General features: G+C 71.3%; 26 protein-coding genes. 15 read left to right on the top strand and 11 right to left on the bottom strand.

What is annotated here, in order from left to right:
* Positions 1-41 precede the first annotated feature (41 nt).
* The 4 genes from QA634_RS12280 to QA634_RS12265 form a co-directional block, all read right to left on the bottom strand.
* A complete protein-coding gene (locus QA634_RS12280) occupies positions 42-980 on the bottom strand; it encodes a DMT family transporter (RefSeq protein ID WP_265576645.1) in 939 nt (312 codons plus the stop codon).
* Positions 981-1,038: 58 nt separating this feature from the next.
* Positions 1,039-1,902 (bottom strand): AraC family transcriptional regulator, encoded by an 864-nt coding sequence (locus QA634_RS12275; protein WP_012332289.1) that lies wholly within the window; start codon positions 1,900-1,902, stop codon positions 1,039-1,041.
* Positions 1,903-2,122: 220 nt separating this feature from the next.
* Positions 2,123-2,941 (bottom strand): 3-keto-5-aminohexanoate cleavage protein, encoded by an 819-nt coding sequence (locus QA634_RS12270; RefSeq protein ID WP_012332288.1) that lies wholly within the window; start codon positions 2,939-2,941, stop codon positions 2,123-2,125.
* A gap of 543 nt (positions 2,942-3,484) precedes the next feature.
* A complete protein-coding gene (locus tag QA634_RS12265; RefSeq protein ID WP_012332287.1) occupies positions 3,485-3,736 on the bottom strand; it encodes a hypothetical protein in 252 nt (83 codons plus the stop codon).
* A 209-nt stretch (positions 3,737-3,945) separates the two neighbouring features.
* On the opposite strand from QA634_RS12265, the gene QA634_RS12260 reads away from it, so the two are divergent.
* The 11 genes from QA634_RS12260 (at position 3,946) to QA634_RS12210 (ending at position 12,037) form a co-directional block, all read left to right on the top strand.
* Positions 3,946-5,019: a phage Gp37/Gp68 family protein gene (locus QA634_RS12260; protein WP_012332286.1), complete on the top strand. Its 1,074-nt coding sequence runs from the start codon at positions 3,946-3,948 to the stop codon at positions 5,017-5,019.
* Positions 5,020-5,200: 181 nt separating this feature from the next.
* Positions 5,201-5,371, top strand: coding sequence for a hypothetical protein (locus QA634_RS12255; RefSeq protein WP_012332285.1), 171 nt, complete (start codon positions 5,201-5,203; stop codon positions 5,369-5,371).
* Between the two features lie 484 nt (positions 5,372-5,855).
* Positions 5,856-6,770, top strand: coding sequence for a CsgG/HfaB family protein (locus QA634_RS12250; RefSeq protein WP_043702302.1), 915 nt, complete (start codon positions 5,856-5,858; stop codon positions 6,768-6,770).
* Positions 6,771-6,845: 75 nt separating this feature from the next.
* Entirely contained in the window at positions 6,846-7,421 is a 576-nt protein-coding gene (locus QA634_RS12245) for a helix-turn-helix transcriptional regulator (RefSeq protein WP_012332283.1), read from the top strand.
* Positions 7,422-7,784: 363 nt separating this feature from the next.
* Positions 7,785-8,225 carry a hypothetical protein gene (locus tag QA634_RS12240; RefSeq protein WP_283027499.1) on the top strand — a complete coding sequence of 147 codons (441 nt, stop codon included), beginning with the start codon at positions 7,785-7,787 and terminating at the stop codon, positions 8,223-8,225.
* Positions 8,222-8,626: a hypothetical protein gene (locus tag QA634_RS12235; protein ID WP_283027498.1), complete on the top strand. Its 405-nt coding sequence runs from the start codon at positions 8,222-8,224 to the stop codon at positions 8,624-8,626. The genes QA634_RS12240 and QA634_RS12235 overlap by 4 nt, the downstream gene beginning before the upstream one ends.
* A gap of 300 nt (positions 8,627-8,926) precedes the next feature.
* Positions 8,927-9,634, top strand: a complete 708-nt coding sequence (locus QA634_RS12230) for a hypothetical protein (protein WP_012332281.1) — start codon at positions 8,927-8,929, stop codon at positions 9,632-9,634.
* A 299-nt stretch (positions 9,635-9,933) separates the two neighbouring features.
* Positions 9,934-10,479 (top strand): hypothetical protein, encoded by a 546-nt coding sequence (locus tag QA634_RS12225; protein ID WP_043701126.1) that lies wholly within the window; start codon positions 9,934-9,936, stop codon positions 10,477-10,479.
* A 43-nt stretch (positions 10,480-10,522) separates the two neighbouring features.
* Positions 10,523-10,981 (top strand): curli production assembly/transport component CsgF, encoded by a 459-nt coding sequence (locus tag QA634_RS12220; protein WP_012332279.1) that lies wholly within the window; start codon positions 10,523-10,525, stop codon positions 10,979-10,981.
* 142 nt (positions 10,982-11,123) lie between these two features.
* The gene (locus QA634_RS12215; RefSeq protein WP_012332278.1) at positions 11,124-11,675 is read left to right on the top strand and encodes a hypothetical protein; all 552 of its coding nucleotides are present in this window, start codon (positions 11,124-11,126) and stop codon (positions 11,673-11,675) included.
* An 89-nt stretch (positions 11,676-11,764) separates the two neighbouring features.
* Positions 11,765-12,037 carry a hypothetical protein gene (locus QA634_RS12210; RefSeq protein ID WP_012332277.1) on the top strand — a complete coding sequence of 91 codons (273 nt, stop codon included), beginning with the start codon at positions 11,765-11,767 and terminating at the stop codon, positions 12,035-12,037.
* A 211-nt stretch (positions 12,038-12,248) separates the two neighbouring features.
* Here the strand turns inward: QA634_RS12210 and QA634_RS12205 are convergent, their stop codons facing one another.
* The 4 genes from QA634_RS12205 to QA634_RS12190 all read right to left on the bottom strand — a co-directional run bounded on the left by QA634_RS12205 (position 12,249) and on the right by QA634_RS12190 (position 15,173).
* Positions 12,249-13,310, bottom strand: coding sequence for an MBL fold metallo-hydrolase (locus QA634_RS12205; protein WP_012332276.1), 1,062 nt, complete (start codon positions 13,308-13,310; stop codon positions 12,249-12,251).
* A 302-nt stretch (positions 13,311-13,612) separates the two neighbouring features.
* Positions 13,613-14,014: a PilZ domain-containing protein gene (locus QA634_RS12200; protein WP_012332275.1), complete on the bottom strand. Its 402-nt coding sequence runs from the start codon at positions 14,012-14,014 to the stop codon at positions 13,613-13,615.
* A gap of 90 nt (positions 14,015-14,104) precedes the next feature.
* Positions 14,105-14,332: a hypothetical protein gene (locus QA634_RS12195; protein WP_012332274.1), complete on the bottom strand. Its 228-nt coding sequence runs from the start codon at positions 14,330-14,332 to the stop codon at positions 14,105-14,107.
* A 214-nt stretch (positions 14,333-14,546) separates the two neighbouring features.
* Entirely contained in the window at positions 14,547-15,173 is a 627-nt protein-coding gene (locus tag QA634_RS12190) for a cysteine hydrolase family protein (RefSeq protein WP_012332273.1), read from the bottom strand.
* 253 nt (positions 15,174-15,426) lie between these two features.
* On the opposite strand from QA634_RS12190, the gene QA634_RS12185 reads away from it, so the two are divergent.
* Complete coding sequence (locus QA634_RS12185) at positions 15,427-16,074, top strand: transglutaminase-like cysteine peptidase (protein WP_012332272.1); 648 nt, start codon at positions 15,427-15,429, stop codon at positions 16,072-16,074.
* A gap of 143 nt (positions 16,075-16,217) precedes the next feature.
* Positions 16,218-16,910, top strand: coding sequence for a transglutaminase-like cysteine peptidase (locus QA634_RS12180; protein WP_012332271.1), 693 nt, complete (start codon positions 16,218-16,220; stop codon positions 16,908-16,910).
* A gap of 487 nt (positions 16,911-17,397) precedes the next feature.
* On the opposite strand, the gene QA634_RS12175 is transcribed toward QA634_RS12180, so the two are convergent.
* Positions 17,398-17,727, bottom strand: coding sequence for a DUF6949 family protein (locus QA634_RS12175; protein WP_012332270.1), 330 nt, complete (start codon positions 17,725-17,727; stop codon positions 17,398-17,400).
* Between the two features lie 244 nt (positions 17,728-17,971).
* On the opposite strand from QA634_RS12175, the gene QA634_RS12170 reads away from it, so the two are divergent.
* Complete coding sequence (locus QA634_RS12170) at positions 17,972-18,622, top strand: hypothetical protein (protein ID WP_265576593.1); 651 nt, start codon at positions 17,972-17,974, stop codon at positions 18,620-18,622.
* Between the two features lie 21 nt (positions 18,623-18,643).
* Here the strand turns inward: QA634_RS12170 and QA634_RS12165 are convergent, their stop codons facing one another.
* Both QA634_RS12165 and cysE read right to left on the bottom strand, forming a co-directional pair.
* A complete protein-coding gene (locus tag QA634_RS12165; protein ID WP_415926915.1) occupies positions 18,644-18,841 on the bottom strand; it encodes a DUF3126 family protein in 198 nt (65 codons plus the stop codon).
* Between the two features lie 149 nt (positions 18,842-18,990).
* Positions 18,991-19,848: a serine O-acetyltransferase gene (gene cysE / locus QA634_RS12160; protein ID WP_012332268.1), complete on the bottom strand. Its 858-nt coding sequence runs from the start codon at positions 19,846-19,848 to the stop codon at positions 18,991-18,993.
* Between the two features lie 190 nt (positions 19,849-20,038).
* On the opposite strand from cysE, the gene QA634_RS12155 reads away from it, so the two are divergent.
* Positions 20,039-20,911, top strand: coding sequence for an alpha/beta fold hydrolase (locus tag QA634_RS12155; protein WP_050777478.1), 873 nt, complete (start codon positions 20,039-20,041; stop codon positions 20,909-20,911).

Genomic DNA, 20,911 nt, shown 5'->3' with positions numbered 1-20,911 from the left:
TCGGCGGAGCCGGCGCGGCCTGCGCAGGGGAAAGTGGGCCGTCACGGCACCCTCCCGGCCGACGCGCGGCCAGTCGTTGCAGGGAGCGCCGCGAGAGCACGCTGCCGGGTGACCAGTACGATCCCGATCGCGATCAGCAGGCCTCCCGCGATCTCATTCCACGACACCACTTCGCCGTGGAGGACGAAGGCCATCACCGCCGCGAAGAGCGGACAGAGAAAGAGGAACCCGCTCGTGTGAACCGCTCCGCCGATCCGAAGGGCGGCAAACCAGAGCCCCATCGCGCCCGTCGAGGCAGGTATGGCGAGCCATAGAAAATACAGCCACGTCGTCGTGCTGGCCGGCAGGCTGAAATCGTCGCCGCGGACCAGCGCGACGAGCGCGAGCGCCATGGACCCGAACAGCATCTGCCAGAACGCCAGCACCCAGGCGTCGACATGCAGGTTGAAACGCTTGGTGACGAGCGTCGCCAGGGCCCAGCATGTCGAGCCGAGCATGACCAGGAGCTCGCCCCGGCCGACCGCTCCATGAATCACGGTACCCGCGCCGATACAGATCACCACGCCGATGAACGAGATCGCGAGCCCCGCCCATACCTGCCCGCGGACGGGTTCCCTGAGGACGAGGCCGGCGAGCAGCGCGACGAGCAGCGGATTGCTGGCCATCAGGATGGCGGCCATCGGTGCCGTGGTCGAGGTCAGCCCGATGTTCAGGAAGGCCATGACGCCGGTGGATTGCAGCAGGCCGATGATGGCGAGCCGGAGCCAGGGCAGCGGCGGGCCGCCTTCCCCGCGCGGCCGCAGGAGGCGCGGGATCAGGACAGGCAGCAACGACACTGCGGCCAGGGCGAAGCGCAGCGTCGCCAGCCACATCGGCTGAACGTCCTGGAGAACGGCCTTGGTGGCTACGAAGGACGACCCCTGGAGAAAGGTCGAGAGGAGCACCAGGACGAGGTAGGATCGCGATGATCTGCCTTGCATCATGGGCGAGGACGATACGCGCGGCGTCGCTGTCTCGCGTCGCGGGTCCGGTCAAACGCTACGTCAGATCGGACAGCGTGAGGTGCGCGTCGCCCAGAGGCGCTGGAACGCCCGCGTCGAAGTAGCGACTGGGCCTTTCCCCCATCACGCCCCGGAACATGGCCGCGAACGCGCCCGGCGTCTCGTAGCCGAGGTCGATCGCCACGACGCTGATCGGCTCGCCGGCCGCGAGGCGTGGCAGGGCGCAGAGCGCGCGCAGCTGCTTTCGCCACACCAGGAAGCTGCTTCCGAATTCCCGCTTGAACAACCGCGCCAGTGTTCGCGACGACGCTCCGGCCTGCCTCGCCCAGTCTCCCAGGTCACGGCCGTCTCCGGGGTCGTCGATCAGCGCCTGACAGAGGCCTGCCAGCCGCTTGTCCTTCGGCATCGGCAGATAGAGGACGCCGTCGGCTTCCCAGGTGATCTCGTAGAGCAGCAGATCGAGAACGCGCCGCTCGTGCTCGGTCGGCTCCCGCTCCAGCGGCATCCTCGCCACGCGCAGGATCAACTCCCTCAGGAGAACCGATACGCGGACCGATCGGGGCGTCTCGGGAAACGACGCGGGGCAGGCCTCCTGCGCGATGTAGAGCGTTCGGAGGGACACGTCGCATCGAGCCCGCATCGCATGAGCGATGCCGGCCGGCATCCAGACGGCGCGCTGAGGCGGCAGCAGCCACAGGCCGTCCGCCGTCGTCACCTCCATCACGCCCGCGGTCGCATAGATCAGCTGCGCACGCTTGTGCACGTGCGAGGGAACATGGAAGCCGGACGGGAACTCCTTGGGCATCGCGACGATCCCGTGGCGCGACGCCTCGTAGTCCTCGGGATCGGTGCTCTTGGCAGGATCGGTGCTCTTGGCGGGATCGGTGCTCTTGGCGATCATCTCTCGGATTGTTCAACGGGCCGCATCCGGCGTCCACCCGTGACCGGCGTCGTCCGTGCGATGCGACGGTGCTCCGACCGACGCCGAAGGGTGACTCGTCGAACGGGGAGCGGAGCGGCTAGAGCGGCACCCGATCACGTTGCAATCGGGTGCCGCTCTCGATCTTTGATCTTGCCGCATTGTCCGCGACGAACCGGCATCCACTTCGTCGGAAAATGCTCTAAAGATCCAGCAGCTTTCGCGCGTCTGACACCGACGCGATCTCGCGGCCGAAATCCTCAGACAGTTTGACGATGCGTTCGACAAGCTGTGCGTTGCTCCGCGCAAGCTCGCCGCGCGAGTAGTAGACGTTGTCCTCGAATCCCGTTCGGACGTGACCGCCGAGCAGAATGGTATGCACGTTGATGGGAAGCTGAGCCTTGCCGATCGCCAGGGCCGACCAGGGCCTTCCGGATGGAATGCATTCGGAGAGATGAAGAAGGTTCTTGCACGTCGCCGACGTCGCGCCGCGGATCCCGAGAGCGAATGTGAACAACGGTTTGTCAGGAAGAAGGCCCTCCTTCATCAGGAGCCTGGCTTCCTCGATCACGCCTTCGTGGTAGACCTCGATCTCGGGTTTGACTCCGAACCGTTGCATGTCGGCGGCTAACGCCCGGAACATCTCTGGAGGATTGATGAACGGCTTGCCACCGTGATTGATCGAGCCGCAATTGAACGAGGCAATTTCGGGTTTGAATTGGAGATGGTTCCAGGCTTCAGAGACAGACTGACCTTTGGGGAGATTCAAGCCCGAAGTGCTGAAATTGATGATGATGTCACAGCGGTCGCGAATACGATCGATGATCTCCCTGTAGGTGCTTGCTGCATAGGATGGCGATCCGTCAGGGTTGCGCGCGTGGATATGGGCGATCGCAGCTCCGGCATTCCAGCACTCGACAACTGATTGTGCGATCTCTTCTGGGGAGTAAGGGACATTGGAATTTTTTTCGCGATTGGTGATACCGCCATTCACGGCTGCCGTGATGATAAGTTTTTCCACCGGAATCTCCTCATTATCAGCGCCGCAGGGCAGATTATCCGAACAATTCGGCAGCGCCCCGCATCGGAGGATAGTGAGAAGTGTTAGACACCTACAGCATGTCCGGCGTCGCGCGAACGGACAATCCCTACGTCAAATCGGACATCTTGCGATCCGCCATCTCGCAAGCCGTGTCGGACACCGATGCCGATCGAGCGTCCGTGAGGGTCGAGCCGAGGTGGGAGGGGCCGGAACGGCATGGCGGGAGATCAGGCCGGAGAGGGACTCCGGCGCCCGCGTGCGCCGGCGCCGGACGGGCCGGCCGGTCGCGATGAACCGCCCCCGGGCTGGGCGGCAGGTCGCGGCTTCGTCACGTCGCGGCTTCGTCGCGTGGAGCCCGCCGGCAGCGGCAGCCCGGCTCCTCGGTGGGCGCCGCCGGGTGGGCCCCGCGCCGGGACGGCATGCCGCCGGAGGCGGGCGGGCCCCGCTCCGGCCGGCGCGACGCCGCGAAGAGGCGGCGGGATCCGCCCTGCGGCACGGCGGGGAGGGCGGCAGCCGGCCGATCTACTGCTCGCCGCCTCGGCAAACATCGTACTCGCCGCAGAGCTGCGACAGCATCTTTTTCGTTTCGCAAAGAATAGCTCTCGCAATTGCCTCGCAAGGATCGTTCACGATCAGCTGGAAATCGGGGTCATAGCGGTTCCATCCCGTTACGGGAACGACGGAGATTTCGACGAGGTGGCCCAGGCCGGCATCGCTGAGCCTTTCCCGCAGGAGGCTCGCGATTTCCTGTTTCGTCTTGATTTCGCGCAACATCGGTCCAGCTCACTGCTGCGGCGGTTGGCTGACATCGCCGAATCTGCCATAGGCACGCAGATGAGACTTGCTGGACAACAAGTTCTGATGCGTAAAAATTTGACCAGGGAGCGATTTCGGCGCCCCGCGATGCTGCACCTGCTCACTCTGCCGCACGGTGCAGGGTCTTTCGCGCACGTCGCGGGCGCCGAACCGCGCAGCGCCGGGCGATGACACGGTCCGAGCACGGCGATGCGCCGCCGGACGCGACCTGGAACGTCATCACCGGCTGCTCGGCGGTCTCCGCCGGCTGCCTCCGCTGCGACGCGATGCGGCTGTCCGGCACCCGGCTCCGGCACCACCCCTCGCGGGCGGGGCTGACGCGGGACGGCGAGGCGGGTCCCGTCTGGACGGGGGAGGTGCGGTTCAACGAGGCGTGGCTGGACCGGCCGCTGCGCTGGCGCCGGCCGCGGATGATCCGCGTCTGCGCGCACGGCGACCTGTTCGCGGAGGCCGTCCCGGAGAGGTGGATCGACCGCGTCTTCGCCGTCATGGCGCTGGCGCCGCACCACACCTTCCAGGTGCTGACGAAGCGGTCGGCGCGCATGCGGGCCTACCTCGGCGATCGCGGCCGCGGCGGCCGGATCATGGACGAGCTCGGGCACGCCGCCCGCGCGCATGCCGGCGCCCGGGCGCTGGCGGACGGGCTGAGGGACCTCCTCGTGGTGCAGCGCAGGCCGCTGCCGAACGTCTGGCTCGGCGTCTCGGCCGAGGACCAGGGCCGCGCCAACGAGCGGATCCTCGACCTGCTCGCGACGCCCGCCGCCCTGCGCTGGATCTCGGCGGAGCCGCTGCTCGGCCCCGTCGACCTGCGCGCGCTCCGAATCGCCGCCCATCTCGACCTCGACGCGCTGACGGGCGCCGTCTCGGCGAGCGCGAGGCTCGATGGAGGGGCCGACTTCCGCACCGGCCTCGCCGCGCTCCCGCTGCTGCCCGAGGGGCGGCAGGGCCTCGACTGGGTGGTCGTCGGCGGCGAGACGGGACCGGGGAGCCGGCCGATGCATCCGGATTGGGCCCGCGCGCTGCGGGACCAGTGCGCGGCGGCCGGAGTCGCCTTCCGCTTCCATCAGCACGGGGACGGGAGCGTGGGCGGCGGACCGCCCGAGCCCGACGGAGGGCTCGCGGAGGGCGGGCGGACCGGCGGGAGGGCCGCCCGTCGCCTCCTCGACGGCCGCAGCTGGGCCGAGGTGCCGGACGGCCGCCGGCCCCCCGAGACGCGCCGCGGGGAAGCGGCGCGCGGTTGAGGGCGGCGCGCGCCGCGGGAGAGGCGCCGGGAGCGCCGGCCGCGGCTTACCCGCGGTCGCGAGCGAGATCGCTCGCGCCCCGAGGCGCCGCCGCGGCGGCGCCCGCTTGCGGCCGGCACGATCTTGGCCGAGGAGGATCACGGGGCCGGAGCCGGCTCCGCGCACAGCCCGAGGAGCAGACATGATCAGCCGCGGGGTCATCGCCGCCATCGGCATCGCCGTCCTCGCCACCGTCGTGGTGTGGCTGTGGGTGATGCCCGACGAGCCGCAGAGGGCGCTGGAGGACGGCGCCGGGGCCGCGGCCTTGGCCACGCTCATCGTCGGGGCGGCGATCCGCCGGGGCCTGTCGTGAGCCTTCTCCGTCCGGGACGCCGCTCCCCCGAGCGCGCGCGCGGCCGCCTGGCGGCCCGGACGGGCCCGGCCTGACCGCCCCTCCCCGTCCGGCACCCCGATCGACGCGCCTGGTTCACCCCCGGGCCCAGGCCCAAGCACAAGCCCAGGCCCAAGCACAAGCCTAAGCCCAGGCCCGCGGCTGCGACGCGGCCGTGCGCTCGCGCGGGGTCGGACGCCGACGAAGCGGCGTTCCGGACCTCGTCGGTCCCGCATGCCCCGGCGTCGAGGCTCGACCGGCCGCGGGCCGGCGCGGCGTGTCTCACCACGAGAGCGCGATCGTGCGGTCCGGCTAACCGTGGGTTAACCATAACGCGAACAAATTCCCCTGCGTCAACGGACGCGCCGGACGGGCCGGCCGCCCGACGCTGCGCGGCGGCCTCGTGCGCCGTCGCGCCGACCGGCGGCGCGGAACGTGCCCGCCTCCATCGAGGATGTTCGAGACGATGATCCGGCGATCCCCTCTCCGCCCGCTGATCGCCGCCGGGGCGGTCGGCCTCGGCGCCCTGTGCGGCGGCTGCGTCACCTCGGGCCAGCGCGAGCCGCTGAACGAGGCGCCCGAGGTCACGAAGCCCTCCCCGACCGGCCTCAACCTCGAGGCGCTGCCGCCGCCGGCCCGCGCCATCGACATCGCCGTCTACAGTTTCCCCGACCTGACCGGCCAGAACAAGCCGAGCGATACGTTCGCGGAATACTCGCGCGCGGTGACGCAGGGCGGCGCCGCCTTCCTGGTCGATGCCCTGCGGCGCACCGGCGGCGGCCGCTGGTTCCGGGTCGTGGAGCGCAGCGGCCTCGCCAACGTCCTGCAGGAGCGTCAGCTCATCCGGGCGACGCGCCAGGAATTCGACCAGGACCGGGCGAGGCCGCTGCCGCCGATCCGCTTCGCGGGCCTCCTCGCGGAGGGCGGCATCCTGGCCTACGACGCCAACATGGTGACCGGCGGGATCGGCGCCCGCTACCTCGGCATCGGCGGCGACGTGAAGTACCGGCGGGACATCGTCACGGTCGGGCTGCGCATCGTCTCGGTGCAGACCGGCGAGGTGCTGACGAGCGCCACGGTGACGAAGACGATCTACTCGATCGCGCTCGCCACGAACACCTTCCGGTACGTGGCCGTGAACAAGCTGCTCGAGGTCGAGGGCGGCATCACGCGCAACGAGCCGACCCAGCTCGCCGTCCGCGAGGCGATCGAACTCGCCGTCTACGCCACGATCATGGAGGGCGCGGACAAGGGTCTGTGGAAGTTCCTCAAGCCCGACGTCGGACGGGCCCTCGTCAAGGCCTATCGCGACCGCGACAAGGACGGCTCTCCCCCGATCCAGGCGGAGCCCGCGGACGCGCCCGTCGTCGCCAAGGGCTGATGGCGGGTGCCGCGACGCGGGGCCGGCGCCCCGGTGCGGGCCGGGACGCGGCCGAGACCTCACGCGGAGCCGAACGTGGACGACCGGGATGCGCGCGACGGCGAGCGGCAGGGGACGGGCGACCTGTGGGGACCCGACCTCCTCGACCGCATGGGGATCGGGGCGCTCCTCCTCGCCGCCTCGGGCGACGCCGTCGAGATCAACCGGACGGCCGCCGGCCTGCTGCGGGGCGCCGGGGCGGACGAGGCGGGCGACGCGGTCCTGGCCCGCATCCGGCACGCCGCGCGGGACGACCCCCACGGACGGATCGAGTGCGAGGCGCCGCCGGGCGCGCCGGCGCGATGGCTGGCCTTTCGTTCTCTCCCGATCGGTCCCGAGCCGGCTCCGCGCCGGCTGGTGATCCTGGTCGATCCCAAGGCGTCGACGCCGGTCCGCGAGATCGTGCTGGAGAAGGTCTTCCAGCTGACGGCGGCGGAGGCCCGGCTCGCCGCGCAGCTCTCCACCGGCATGCCGCTCGCCCGGATCGCCAAGGCGCGCGGCGTCAGCATCACCACGCTCCGCACGCAGCTGGCCGCGATCTTCGAGAAGACCGGCACGTCGCGGCAGGCCGAACTCGTCGTGCTGCTGGCCCGGACGAGTCTCATCGCCTGACCGAAGGGCGCCGCCGACGGAGTGCCCCGTGACCTCCAGCGAGGGTTGCACCATGAAGCAGAGAAAGCGTCGCGTCTCCGCGCTCCTGCCGGCCATCCTGGCGGCCCTGTCGCTGCCCGGCCCGTGCGCGCACGCCGCGGAGCATGCCAAGCCGGCAGAGGCAGCCAAGCCGGCCGAGGCAGCCAAGCCGGCCGAGGCAACCAAGCCGGCCGAGGCAACCAAGCCGCCGGACGCGGGCAAGCCCGGGCCGGCTGTCCCGGCGAAGCGGGCCGACCGGCCGCGGCCGGGCCGCCTGCGGCTCAGGCGGCCGCGCCTCCCGGCCCCGCCAATGGCCCCGCCAAGCCGCTTTGCGACGAGGAATGCGTGCGCCAGGCCGTGCCGCTCGCCGTGCAGGCCTGCGCGCCGCGGATCGAGCGCGAGGCGCCGCGCGATTTCGACTGGCTCAGCCGCCCGGTCGGCAGCATCTTCCAGCAGGCCGTGCCGCCGCCGGAGCGCAGCACGGTCGCGCATTTCCGCGGCGACTCGATCCGCTTCCTCGATCCGCAGGGCCAGTGGGTGAGGGTCACCTACGATTGCGAGTTCGACACCGCCACGCGGACGGCGCGCGGCGTGAAGGTGCGGCTCGGGCGCCTGGACGGGCGGGGAGCGGCGCCGGCCGCTGGGCGCCGGAGCGCCGAGCCCCCGGCCCCGCCCTCCCCGCCGCCGCAGGCCGAGGCCGAACCGCGCAAGCCGGTGCGGCTCAAACCCCGCGAGCCCAGCGCGATCGAGATCGAGCAGGTCGTCCCGTCCGGGAGCGCGCGGTGACCCGCCCGCGCGCGCTGCTCCTCGCCCTCGCGGCACTCTGCTGCGGCACGGGACCGGCCACGCCTCAGGCACTGACCGGCGTGAACGAGTGCACCCGCGCCGGCGACTTCGCGGCGGTGCGCGCCTGCATCGACAGGGCCCTGTCGCCGGGACTCCAACCCGTCCCGCCCTCCCCGCTTCCCCCGATCACGCCCGAGCGGCCGCATGCTTCCCGACCGGCCCGCGCGCTCCCGGCCGGTCCGGCCGGCGATTGGCTCGCGCCCGACGATGCGGCGCAGACCAGTGCTTCGGAGCGGGTGATCGACCTGACGGGTGAGCCGGAGACGGCCGGCCCGGCGAGCCGCGCCGCGCGCCCGGACCCGCTCGACACGGCTCCCGCCGAGCCGCTGCCGCGTAGGTAGTCTGCCCGCGCCCATCGCGGCACCGCGGGCGATGGCGGCGGCACGTCGCGGTTTCCTCTTGTTCTCCCGGCATTTCGGCGCCTCGCGGCGGGGGCGCCCGCCGCCGCGCGCGGGCACCGGGTCGGGGTCCCGCGCCGCGCTTCATCAGAATGAATGATGCGGGCCGGCCGCGATCATAATACCTAACGCTGCGTTAATACGGACGTTCGACTGTGCTGGTGACACGCAATTGTCACCGAAGACGCTCCAGTTCGACATGTCTGTGCATCGTGAAGATCAGTCATCTATCGGGGAATGCAAATGTCGAGGAATTTCGCGGCGGTCGTCGCCGGTCTCGCGGGTGTCGTGGTCGCCTCCGCCGCCCTGGCGGGCGATTCCAACGTGGCCAATCTCAGGCAGACCGGGCAGCGCGCGTTCATCGACCTGACGCAGACCGGTCAGGGCGGATCCGTGACCTTCGAGCAGAGCGGCTTGGAGAACGGCCGCGACGCGAGCGGCGCCGAGGCCGGCACCATCACCCAGGACGGCCAGTACAACATGATCTCGGGCGTCCAGGAGGGCAACCGCAACACCTTCGCGCTCAGCCAGAGCGGCGGCAAGGGCAATGTGATCCAGCTCAATCAGGCCGACACGGAAAACAACACGCAGGTCACGCAGACGTCAGGACTGTTCAGCGTGATCTACGTTGGACAGAATGGCTACAAGAACGACAATATCATCATCCAGAGCGGCACGAAGGACAGCTCGATCTGGCTGTCTCAATTCGGCCAGAAGCACTACGCCGTGCTTTCGCAACAAGAAACGACAAATTCTTCGATCGCCGTCTCTCAATACGATCTGAGCCAGACGGCAGACGTGACTCTATATCGGACTGCCGACTCGACGGTGCTTCTGCGTCAGAGCGGCGAGGCGAACCACGCGGTTCTCGGGCAATGGAACACGAGCGCCAGCCTGATCACGGCGGTGCAGGCGGGTTACGGCAACCTGATGCAGGTGGTCCAGCGCTGACCATGGCGCGGGGGCGGGCGCGCCCTCCGATTCGTCGGGCGCGCCCGGGCCGGATCGCGTTCGCGTATCGAGGGCGTGAACGTCGAGAACTTGCCCGTTCTCCTGCAAGGCGGCGTCTCGACGCGTTGACTTTAGGTCAGGTGCGGGCGACGGTACCGCGCGCGCCGGCTCCCGGGCTTGCACCGATCGGGCTTGCAGCGCGGGCCGACGCGCGGGTGAGCGTGGCTGTCCCGCGAGCGCAGCGCGCTGTCCGGGAGAGATGGAACTCCGCGATGCCTGTTCCCTCGAAGCGATCGCTCATGGCGTGCGCCCTCGCCGCGGTGGCGGGGGTGGCGCGGGCCGAGCCGGCGGGTCCGTCGCAGGGCCCGGCCGCCCGCGTGACGCAGGAATACGTGAGGATCGGGGGCGAGGTTCTGCCGATCGCGATCCTGTCGCTCGGGGATCCGCGCGCCGCGGCGCGCTCCGTCGGCTCCGGGGGCAGCCTCAACGTCACCACGGTGCGGCAGGTCGGCGACGGGAACGTCGCGAGCGTCACCAGCGTCGGCGACCGCACCCGCGCCTCCCTGAGCCAGGAGGGCAGCGGCAACCGCGGCGCCCTGTTCCTCTCGGGAGACGGGGCGACGATGGACGTGGTCCAGCGCGGGGACGACAACGCGACCCGGCTGATCGGCGGGCCGGGGACGACGGTCACGATCCGCCAGTTCGGGAGCGGGAACGCCGTGTCGGGCGTGGCGCCGGACGGCCGGACGGTCTCGGTCCGGCAGGTCGGCGACGGATTATCGGCCGGCATCGCGCAAGCCGGTGCCCCCACCGACATCGCCGTCTCCCAGACCCGCCTGCGCTGAGGCGCGCCGACTGCCTCCTCGATCCCCACACGGAGTTTCCGCAATGGTTGCGTTCACGCGGATGATCGGTCTCGCGGCGGGGCTGGTCCTGCTCCACGCCGCCCGGCCGGCCGAAGCGAGCAGTCTCGTCTACCAGCCCGTCAACCCCGCCTTCGGCGGCCCCCAGCTCAACGGGTCGTGGCTGCAGGCGGAGGCCAATGCCCAGAACATACCGCAGGCCGCCGCGCAGCGGCGCCAGCAGATCACCGGGGCGGCAGCCTCCGCCGCCCGCGGCGGGATCCTGACGCCCGGCCAAGCCTTTGCCCAGCAGTTGCAGACGCAGCTCTACAGCTCGCTGGCCAACCAGATCACGCGGGCGATCTTCGGCGAGAACGCGCAGCCGAACGGGCAGTTCAGCTTCCAGGGCACCACGATCAGCTACACCCGGGTCGGCAGCAACGTGTCGATCACGATCAACGACGGCAGCACGGTCACCACGGTGACGGTCCCCGCAACCCCGTAGGACGCGACCAGCCCGCGCGGGGGCCGCATCGGCTGCGCGCCCCGCCCCTCGGCGCGGCCCGGGACATCCGGCCGTGATCCGCGCTATGATGGCTGCCCGGCAGGGCCGGTCCGACGCGGCCGATGCCGGGAGGGTCCCTCCGATGCGATGCGCCTCGCTCGCGGTGATCGTGGCTGCCCTGGGCGGCGCGCCGGCTCGGGCGCAGTCGGAGGTCGAGACGGCGCTCCTGCTGATCGGCGGCCACCAGGCGCACGGGGCCGGGCCGGCCGGGGAACTCCGCGACACCGGCTTCGGGATCTACGAGTTCAGCCGCACCACGACCTGCCCCAATCCCCGCGACGTCGGCTGCGGCGTGCACGTCCTCCTGAAGAAGCTGGGCGATTGTCTCTGGATGGCGAGGACGCGGAGCATCGCGCGCTTCGACGGCGCGGGGCGGCCGGATTTCGCGGCGGGCGGCGGGGTGGTCGATCTGCACGAGCTCAGCGGCGTGCGGGGCGAGCCCGCCCCCGCGGGCGCATCGGGGAGCCGCGTCGTCCTCTACGGCGGCCCGCGGCTGATCTGCGCCGAGAGCCGGGAGGGGACGACCTGCCGCAGCGAGATCACCCACGCCAGCGACCTCGCGGCGCCCGCCTCGCTCGCGCTCTACCAGGAGGCGGCGCAGCGCATGAAGGCGAGCTTCTGCGAGACGCGGTAGCAGGAAATCGGGGCGGGTGGCGTTCCGCACATCGTTGCGGGCGTGCCCGGTCCAGTCTCGTCGGGGATGATCGACGACGAGGCTCAGTCATGATGCGCGCAGCGGCCGTGAGACGGCTGGTGGTGATGATCTCCGGAACCGCCGCCCTGGTTCTCGCGGTGCCGGCCGAGGCGCAGTGGGGCGGCTACGGCGGCTGGAAGCCCGACCGGGGCGGCCGCGACGGCGGCGCGCATTGCGGCCGCTTCGCCGGCTGCGGCCCGCGCCCGGTCGGCATCGGCGGGCCCAGACCCGGCAAGATCTGCTACAACTTCGCCGGGAGGCCCTACCTCTACCGGGGCGGCGGGCGCTGCCCGATCAGCTGAGAGGTTGAGCGGCCTGACCCGGCGCGACCACTCGGTCGGAGCAGGACCATGGACGAGGGTTGATCAGTGCGGATCGGAGCCGGACGAGTCATCGCCGGCCGCGGAGCGCTCATCCCGGATCCAGTGATGCCGTCGGGATGGCGGCTGCGGGCGTCGCTCAAGCCGCGCGGGCTCGTGATCCGGGATCCGCCGCGATCGACCGGATCCCGGATCAGCCCTCCCAGACCTGCCCCGGGCGCAGGGCGAGGAAGCGCTCGGGCGGGACCTCGGCGGCCGCCAGCGCGGCGCCGAGGGCGGCCTCCGGCTCGGCGATGCCCTCGTTGGTGAGGCGGAACGTTCCCCAATGGTGGCCGAGGGCTTGGCGCGCCTCGACGGCCTGCGCGATGCGCAGCGCCTCCTCCGGATTGACGTGCTGGGGCTGCATGAACCAGCGCGGCTCGTAGGCGCCGATCGGCAGGGTGGCGAGGCGGACCGGGCCGAAGCGCTCGCGCACCGGCGCGAAGATCGCGCCGTCGCCGTAGCCCGTATCCCCGACATGGTAGAGGGTGCCGTGCGGCGTCGTCAGCACGAAGGCGCACCACAGGGCCATGCGCCGATCGTTCACCCCCCGGGCGGACCAGTGATAGGCCGGCACGAGGTGCACCGTGATCCCGCCGCCGAGATCGACCTCGCCGCCCCAGTCGCGGGTCTCCACCGTGATCGCGTCGTCGTAGGAGCGGATGATGGCGTCGTTCCCGAGCGGCGCGACGACGAGCGGCTGGTGGGTCGCCCACAGCCGCGCCAGCGTCGGACCGTCGAGATGGTCGTAGTGGTTGTGGGTGATCAGCACCGCGTCGATGGGCGGGAGGTCCGCGAAGGCGATCCCCGGCGGATTGACGCGTTTGGGCCCGGCGAAGCCCACCGGGCTCGCCCGCTTGCCGTAGACCGGGTCGACCAGGATGTTGCGGCCCGCCACCTGGATCAGCAGGCTCGCATGCCCGATATGGACGACGCGCAGGCCCGCCACCCGCTCGGGCGGCACGTCCGCCGCAAAGGGGCTCGGCCAGCGCCGCGGCCAATTCTCCCGGCTCCGGCCGAGCTGCCAGCGCGCCAGTTCGACCAGGTCCTTGTCCTGGGCCTGACCGGGCGAGAAGAAGCGCGTCCCGTCGAAGTGGTCGCTGACCGGCCCCCGGTAATAGGGATTCTGGCTGCGCCGGTGGGCCGCGTAGCCGACCCCGCCCAGCGTCATGACCGTGACGGCGCTCGCGAGACTGATGAGGCGCCTGCGCTTCATGAGGGCCAAGCTGGCGGAGTGGCGGCCGCGGTCAAGGGCGCAGCATTAGGGCGGATGGCCGCGGCGCCGGTTCTTGCGCCGGGGGACGGGCCGCCTACATTCCGATCATCGTCAACAACCGAAAGGAGGTGGTCCAGTGTCTCATTGTCATCAGCCGCAGGCATCGGTGGCCCTGACCTGGATCGTCGCCTCCGGCTTCGCAGCCTGAGCGCACGACACGGGTCGCCGGGCTGCGGTTCGGCAATGGAAGGGTCGCTCCGGGAGACCGGGGCGGCCCTTCGTCGTATTCGGGAGCGTCCCCGTCAGGCGAGGCGCTCCATGGCCGCCGCCTCCGCCTCGACCAGGAGGCGGCGCAGCGTGGCGTTCTCGGCCTCGAGTTCGCGGATGCGGTGCATGAGAACGGCCGCCGGCACGTCGGCCCCCGGCGTCGGGGCGGCGGGGGCCGCGACCGCGGCATCCTCCTGGAAGGCGACGCCGACCCCGTCCGCCCGGCGCCAGCGCAGGGCGGCCTTGTAGACCTTGTCCTTGGCCGGGATGTGCAGGTCGAACGCGTCGGGCAGCACCGCCGTCTCGCTGAGCGCGAGCCGCGCGCCGGTCGCCGACAAGTCCCGGACCAGGCAGTCCATCGACGAGTTGCCGTTGTTGAAGACGATGCGTCCCTTGAGGAAGGTCCTCAGGCGCACCTCTCTGCGATGCTCAGACATCCCGCCCGCCCAGCCATTCGCGATCGCGATCGCGACGCGTGCAGGATGCGTGCGGGACGTTAAGGAACCCTCGACGCGATCGTCGGGTGGTCAGGTGCCCGCGCCCTCCATGCGCTGGAACAGGTAGAAGCCGTTGAAGCGCACGGCCGTGGCGGCGGCGTGCCGGTCGAATCCGAACGGGTGCCGGCCGGCCCCGTCGACCTTGCCGTCGAACACCCAGCGCGAGCCGGTGACGAAGGCCGGTACGGCGTAATCCTCCGGTACGGCGCAGATCAGCCCGTCGGGCTCCTTCAGGCGGAACAGATTGTAGCAGCGCACAGGACACCTCCCGATCTGCTGGATGCCAGCACTCCGGTTATCCAACAAATCTGACGAGACTATGTCAGAGCCGTGCGACCGTGTCTTGAGATATGGCCCCGGCCAAGCAGCGCAATCCGCGCCAGTTCCCGGCATCATCCCTCACGATCGTGTGTGCTGCGCTGCGGAATGTGGTGGCCGAATGAGCGGTCGAGGGACGGATTGCAGACTGAATTCATCGCCAATTGTGCAGGATCTGATCGATCGTGGCCGTTTCGAGCTGCTGTCCGAAGCGCTGCTGGTAGAGGGTGAGCATCGCGTCGTGGGTCTCGTCGCAGGAGGAGCACAGCCCGTCCGTCGCGAGCACGACCCGGTAACCCCGGTCGACGGCCCCGAGCACGGTGGCGAGCACGCAGACGTCGGTCTCGCCCCCGGTGATGACGAGAGTCTCGGCGCCGAGATCCCGCAGGGCGTGGTCCAGGCCCGGCTCCAGCCAGGGCGAGTAGACGTGCTTGTCGACCACGCGGGCGGGCGGGGCGAAGCCCGCAAGGTCCGGGACCAGCTCCACCATCTCCTCGCCGAGGGCGTCGATGGTCATGCTGGACCAGCGCTCGTAGTAGCGGCGCCAGGTTCCCCTCCCCTCGCCCGGATGGCGGGCCGGGACGAAGCGGGTGAACACCGTCCGCTCGGGGCTGCGGGCCGCGAGCTCCCGCACCCGCGGCAGGACCCGCGGCAGCCAGGGCGTGTGCCACGCGGTGTCGCGGGCGAACAGGTTCTGCATGTCCACGCAGACATGGATCGCGTCCTCGCCGAGCGGTCCATTCGGCAGCGCGTCGGTCGTCTCGGGCGTCGGCGTAGCCATGATGCTCCTGTCTCCCGGCGATGGCAGGCCCGGGGCGGGACAACCCTGCCGGGGCGCCCCTTGTTTCGCGGCCCGCATGGTTTCGGCGCCGTGAACCGGATCGGCGCATTTGAGCGGGACCTCTCAGCCGGCTCTTGGGCCTCTTCGCGGCCCGCGAAGTGCCGGCGGCCTTTCACTAAAATTGCGCGGAACCGCTTCAGCGGGTCCCAGCAGGCGGCGCGCGATCGTCCCCTCAACGAAGGGGATGGCACCGATGAGCAGGAAGACGGGGACGATCTGGACGCGCGCCGCGGGTCTCGGCGCGGTGGCGATGCTGGCGCTGCTGGGCGCCGCGCCGGCGGCGCGGGCCCAGACCGTCGCGGCCCTGCCGGCGACGACGCTGGCGGCGCCCAGCCTCGGTGCCGCCCGCCCGATCGCGGCCTGGGTCGAGTTCTGCCAGCGCTACGCGGCGGAATGCGCGGTCGACCCCTCCGAGCCCGAGACGATCACGCTGAGCCCGCGCGTCTGGCAAACCATCCTCACGGTCAACCGCGGCGTGAACACCCGCATCCAGCCGGTGACCGACCAGGAGCATTGGGGCGTGCCCGACCACTGGGACCTCGCCGAGGACGGCACGGGCGATTGCGAGGACTTCCAGCTGCTCAAGCGCAAGCTGCTCGCCGAGGGCGGCCTGCCGCGCCGGGCGATGCGCATGACGGTGGTGATCGACGAGAAGGGCGAGGGCCACGCGGTGCTGATGCTGCGCACCGACCGCGGCGACCTCGTGCTCGACAACAAGACCAGCGCGGTGCTCCCCTGGCACCGGACCGGCTACACCTTCATCAAGCGCGAGTCCCAGAGCGCGGTGGCCTGGGTCTCCCTGGGCGGCGCGACCGGACCGACCATGACGGCCAATCGCTGACGAATCAGCGCCGAATTGGACGTCTCGAATTGGAACCGAAATGCGGCGGGGACGTTCATTAAGGTTTAAATTTTTCGGTTGAGCGGGTCCCTGCACCGTGGCAGCCTGCGTGCAACGAATTTGCACATGGGTCGATGGGGCAGATGCGGGTTGTGTTGGTTGGCCCTGGCCGGGCGAGCGGTGTCGATCGCCAGGGCCTCATCTCGCGCTGCGCCCGTGCCGCGCAACTCGGTCTCGTGGGCGCCACGCTGCTGATCGGCGGCGCCACCAGCCAGGCCCAGACCCAGACCCTGGCGGCCCTCCCGGACGCGAGCGCGGCGATCGAGCGCGGCGGTTCGGCCAAGCCGGTGAGCGCCTGGGTCGAGTTCTGCCAGCGCTATCCGGGCGAGTGCGCGGTCGACGTCAACGAGCCGGCGGCGATCACCCTGACGCCGGCCCTGATGAAGACGCTGGTGGCCGTGAACCGGCGGGTCAATTCCCGCATCAAGCCGCTCACCGACCAGGCGCATTGGGGCGTGGTCGACCGTTGGGACTTCCCCGACGACGGCTACGGCGATTGCGAGGATTACCAGCTCCTGAAGCGCCGAATGCTGGTGGAGCGCGGCCTGCCGCGCCGCGCCCTGCGCATGACGGTGGTGATCGACGAGATCGGCGAGGGCCACGCGGTGCTGATGGTGCGCACCGACCGGGGCGACTACATCCTCGACAACAAGACCAACGCGATCCTGCCGTGGCAGCGCACCGGATACACCTACGTGAAGCGCGAGGGCCAGGAGGGTCTGGCCTGGGTGTCGCTGAACGGCGTCGCCTCGCCGGTCACCACCGCGAACCGCTGAGAGGTCGACGATCGAGCGGTTCCCGACGCCCCTTCTGACCTGGCGTGCCGCGAAGCCTGGATCCTCGGTAGCTCGCAGGTGTGGCGGGTCACATCCTCCCTCGTGCTGAGAGGCTCTGAGGCTCGCCGCACGCGCGCCGCAGCATGGGTCAGCGATCCCGCCCGATCCCTCGCACGTCCGCGGCGTGGTCGCGCAGGCCGTCCGGCACGTGTCGCCATCTCCGTGTCCGAGCGAGTCCTGTTCAGCCTCTGAGACGGGATCCGGTTGATCACGGCGGATCCCGGATCGCGAGCCCGCGCGCCGCCCGAGCGAAGCCCCGATCCGCCATCCCGAAGGGATCAAGCGGATTTGGTATGTGGGGCCTGCGAACGAGGCCCGCGGTCCCGTGCGGCTCATCGTGGGGCCGGCGCACCTCCGTCCCGCGATCGCTCCGGGCAACCGGAACCAGCGGGTGCGCGCCGCCGCCGGATGATCGTGCCCTCCCCGCTCAGGCCCGCGCCACCAGCTGCGCGATGTCGAGGACGAGGCGGCCCGACAACAGGCTCCAGCCGCAGGCGATCATCGTGGCCACCATCACGAACGGGATCGGCCGGCCTTCCAGGCGACGCCCGCGCACCGTGTTGCGCAGAATGATGAAGGGCGCCCCGAAGGCGAGGAGCGGCAGGGAGGCCAGGGCCGCCACGCCGCCGCCCTGCAGCAGGCTGAAGCTCGCGCGCCGCGCGGTCACGCACTCGAACCCGTTCGCCAGCAGCCCCGCGAAGGCGAGGCCGAGCACCAGGGTCTGCAGGTTCTCGATGGCTGTCGGCGTGAGGTTCATCGTCGGCTCCGCGCGGGACAGGGACGGCGCCACTCTGCCGGGCCGGTCACGGCCTGTTATAGTTAATCCTTCGTTATCCACAGAAATGAATGCGATATTCCGTTTCGGCACGGTGCCGATGCGGCGAACACCGCGTCGACCGGTAAGCCGGTGTTAAGCGTCCCGGCAGATCGTCACTGCACAGCGCCGCGCGGGCGGCAGGTCGGTGGGGATGGCGGCGATGGGGCCGGGAGCAGGCGTCGCGATGACGCGCAGGGCGCGGGTCACGCCGCGCCGCATCGCCATCGACCGCCCCCTCCTCCTCGCGGGCGGGCTCACGCTCCTGCTCGCGCTCGCCTCCACGGGCCTCGTCGCCGCGTGGCTGACCCGGCCGCCGGCCGCGACCGGCCTGCGCCGGACCACCGACCCGGCCGGGCGCGCGCTCACGCTGCCGGCCGCGTGGTTCGTCGCCGCCAAGCCCGCCGAGGCCGCAGCGAACCGCCTCGACCTCGTCATTCCCTGGAGCGACCTCTCGCTTCCCGGCGGCGGCGATGCCCTGCGCGTCACCGTGACTCGTGCCCCGGAGACCGAGGCGCCGCTCAGTCCGGCGCGCCGCTACGCGCGCTTCCTGACCGCGGACGTCGAACCCCTGGCGGATGGGCTGGTGCGGCGGCGCTTCAAGGCGGGCTCCCCGTTCGAGGGCGAGGATCTCTACCTGGCGCAGGCGGACGGCACGCGCTTCGCGGCGCGCTGCGCCGCCGATCCCGGCCCCGAGCCCGACAGCGCCTGCCTGAGCGAGGTCCAGATCGGCGACTTGGCCCTGCGCCTGCGCTTCGCCGATCACCGCCTGCCTGACTGGGCCGGCGCGCTGCGGGCCCTGGAACGCCTGTTCGGCGGCGCTCCGGCCGAGGGCTGAGGGCGCCCCGGCCGGCCGGGCTCAGTCCTCGAGGTCGGTGTCGAGGATCGCCATCGAGAAATTGTAGGAGCGGTCGCCGTCCTCGTCGTCGACCGACAGGACGCCGATGAACTCGTCGCCGAGATAGACCTCCGCCGAGTCCGTCTTCCTGGGGCGGCCGACGAGCCGGAGGGAGTGGTTGGCGAATTTGCGGCGCAGGTAGCCCTCCACCTTCGCCATTTCGGTCTTGTTCACGCTGGCCTCTTCGCGTTTGCCGTGACGGCGCCCCGGCCGCAGCGATGCGGCCCGGAGGGTGCGTCGCGGGCGTCCGGGAGCATCGGCGGCTGCCTTGCCATGGGGGCCGGCGCGGGGCAAGCGCGCGGCGCCGCTCAGATCCCTTCCATGGCGTGAATCAGGGGATCGACGCCCACCAGTTGATCCATGGCGCGGGACGGCTCCGAGCAGCCCGCCGTCCCGACGACCCGGGCCGGGACGCCCACGACGGTCGTGCCGGGCGGCACCGGGTGCAGCACCACCGAGCCGGCCGCGACCCGGGCGCAGGCCCCGACCTCGATGTTGCCGAGGATCTTGGCCCCGGCGCCGATCATCACCCCGTGGCGGATCTTGGGATGGCGGTCGCCGCCGTGCTTGCCGGTCCCGCCGAGGGTGACGGCGTGGAGGATCGAGACGTCGTCCTCGATCACCGCGGTCGAGCCGACCACCAGCCCGGTCGCGTGGTCGAGGAAGACGCCCCGCCCGATCTGCGCCGCAGGGTGGATGTCGGTCTGGAACACTTCCGAGGAGCGGCTCTGCAGGTAGAGGGCGAGGTCGCGCCGGCCCCGGTCCCACAGCCAATGACCGAGGCGGTGGGCCTGGATGGCGTGGAACCCCTTGAAGTAGAGCACCGGCTCCAGCGCCCGGCCGGTGGCCGGGTCGCGGTCGATCACCGCCCCGATATCGGCCCGGAACGCCTGGCCGAGGCGGGGATCGTCCGCCACCGCCTCCGCGAAGCTCTGGGCGATCAGGTCGGCCGAGAGCGAGGGATGGCCGAGCCGCGCCGCGACCCGGTGGGCGACCGCGGATTCCAGGCTGCCGTGGTTGAGGATCGTCGCGACGATGAAGGAGGCGAGGCGGGGCTCCTCGCGCACCACCACCTCGGCTTCCTGGCGCAGGCGGCGCCAGACCGGGTCCACGATCCCGGCGATGGCGTCCTGCCGGGTCTCGGAGGGAGCGGGGGTGGACGACATCAAACTTCTCCTCGGCAGGAGGATCGACGGAGGTATCGCTGCGCGAGGCCGGCATATCCGAACCGAAAACTCCCGCATAGGCTGGGAAGGCCGCGCCCCGGCGGCAAGACCCGCCACCCTTTCAGGGCGGCAGATGTGTCATGCGTCGCCCGCGCGGCAGCCCCTGCGCGACACCGAGTCCGAGCCCGCCATGCGCCCCTACGAACCACGCCGACCCTCCGCCGGCCGCCGCGTCGCGCTGCGGGGCCTGCGCCTGCACCTGCGCGAATGGGGGGCGCCCGAGGCCCCGCCCCTCGTGCTGCTGCACGGCAGCCGCGACGCCTCGGCGACCTTCCAGTTCGTGGTCGACGCGCTCGCCGGCTCCTGGCGGGTGATCGCGCTCGATTGGCGCGGCCACGGGCTCAGCGACTGGGCGCCGGGCGGCTACTGGTGGCAGGATTACCTCGCCGACCTGGACGCGCTCCTCGACACGCTCGGCTTCGCGGGCCCGGTCCCCCTCGCCGGGCACAGCCTCGGGGGCAACATGGCGCTGCTCTACGCGGGGCTGAGGCCCGCGCGGATCGCGCGCGTGATCTCGCTCGACGGGTTCGGGCTCCCCGATCGGGATCCGGCGCAGGCGCCCGCCCACCTCCGGCGCTGGCTCGACTCCGTCTCCGGCCCGGCGCCCTCGCCCGTCTATCCGAGCCTCCCGGCCCTCTGCGCGCGGCTCACAGCCGCCAACCCGGCCCTCGACACCGCCCGCGCCCTGTTCCTCGGGGGCCATCTCGGCCGGGAGCGGCCGGAGGGCGGCTGGACCTGGGCCTTCGATCCGGCGCATCGCCGGCCCTTCGCGACGCTGCATCGCTTCGCCGAGACCGCATCCTGCTGGCGGCGGATCGCGGCGCCGACGCTCTTCCTGGGATCCGGTCAGCCTTTCCCGCCCGCGCTCGCCGGCGAGATCGAGGCGCGCGCGGCCCTGGTGCCGGGCGCCCGCCTCCTGCGCCTGCCCGGTACCGGGCACAACCTGCACCACGATGCGCCCGAGCAGGTCGCGGCCGCCATCGAGGCGTTCCTGACCGGCTGA

The sequence above is a fragment of the Methylobacterium sp. CB376 genome (assembly GCF_029714205.1).
Lineage (GTDB): Bacteria > Pseudomonadota > Alphaproteobacteria > Rhizobiales > Beijerinckiaceae > Methylobacterium.
This window is presented reverse-complemented; position numbering and strand designations above follow the sequence as displayed.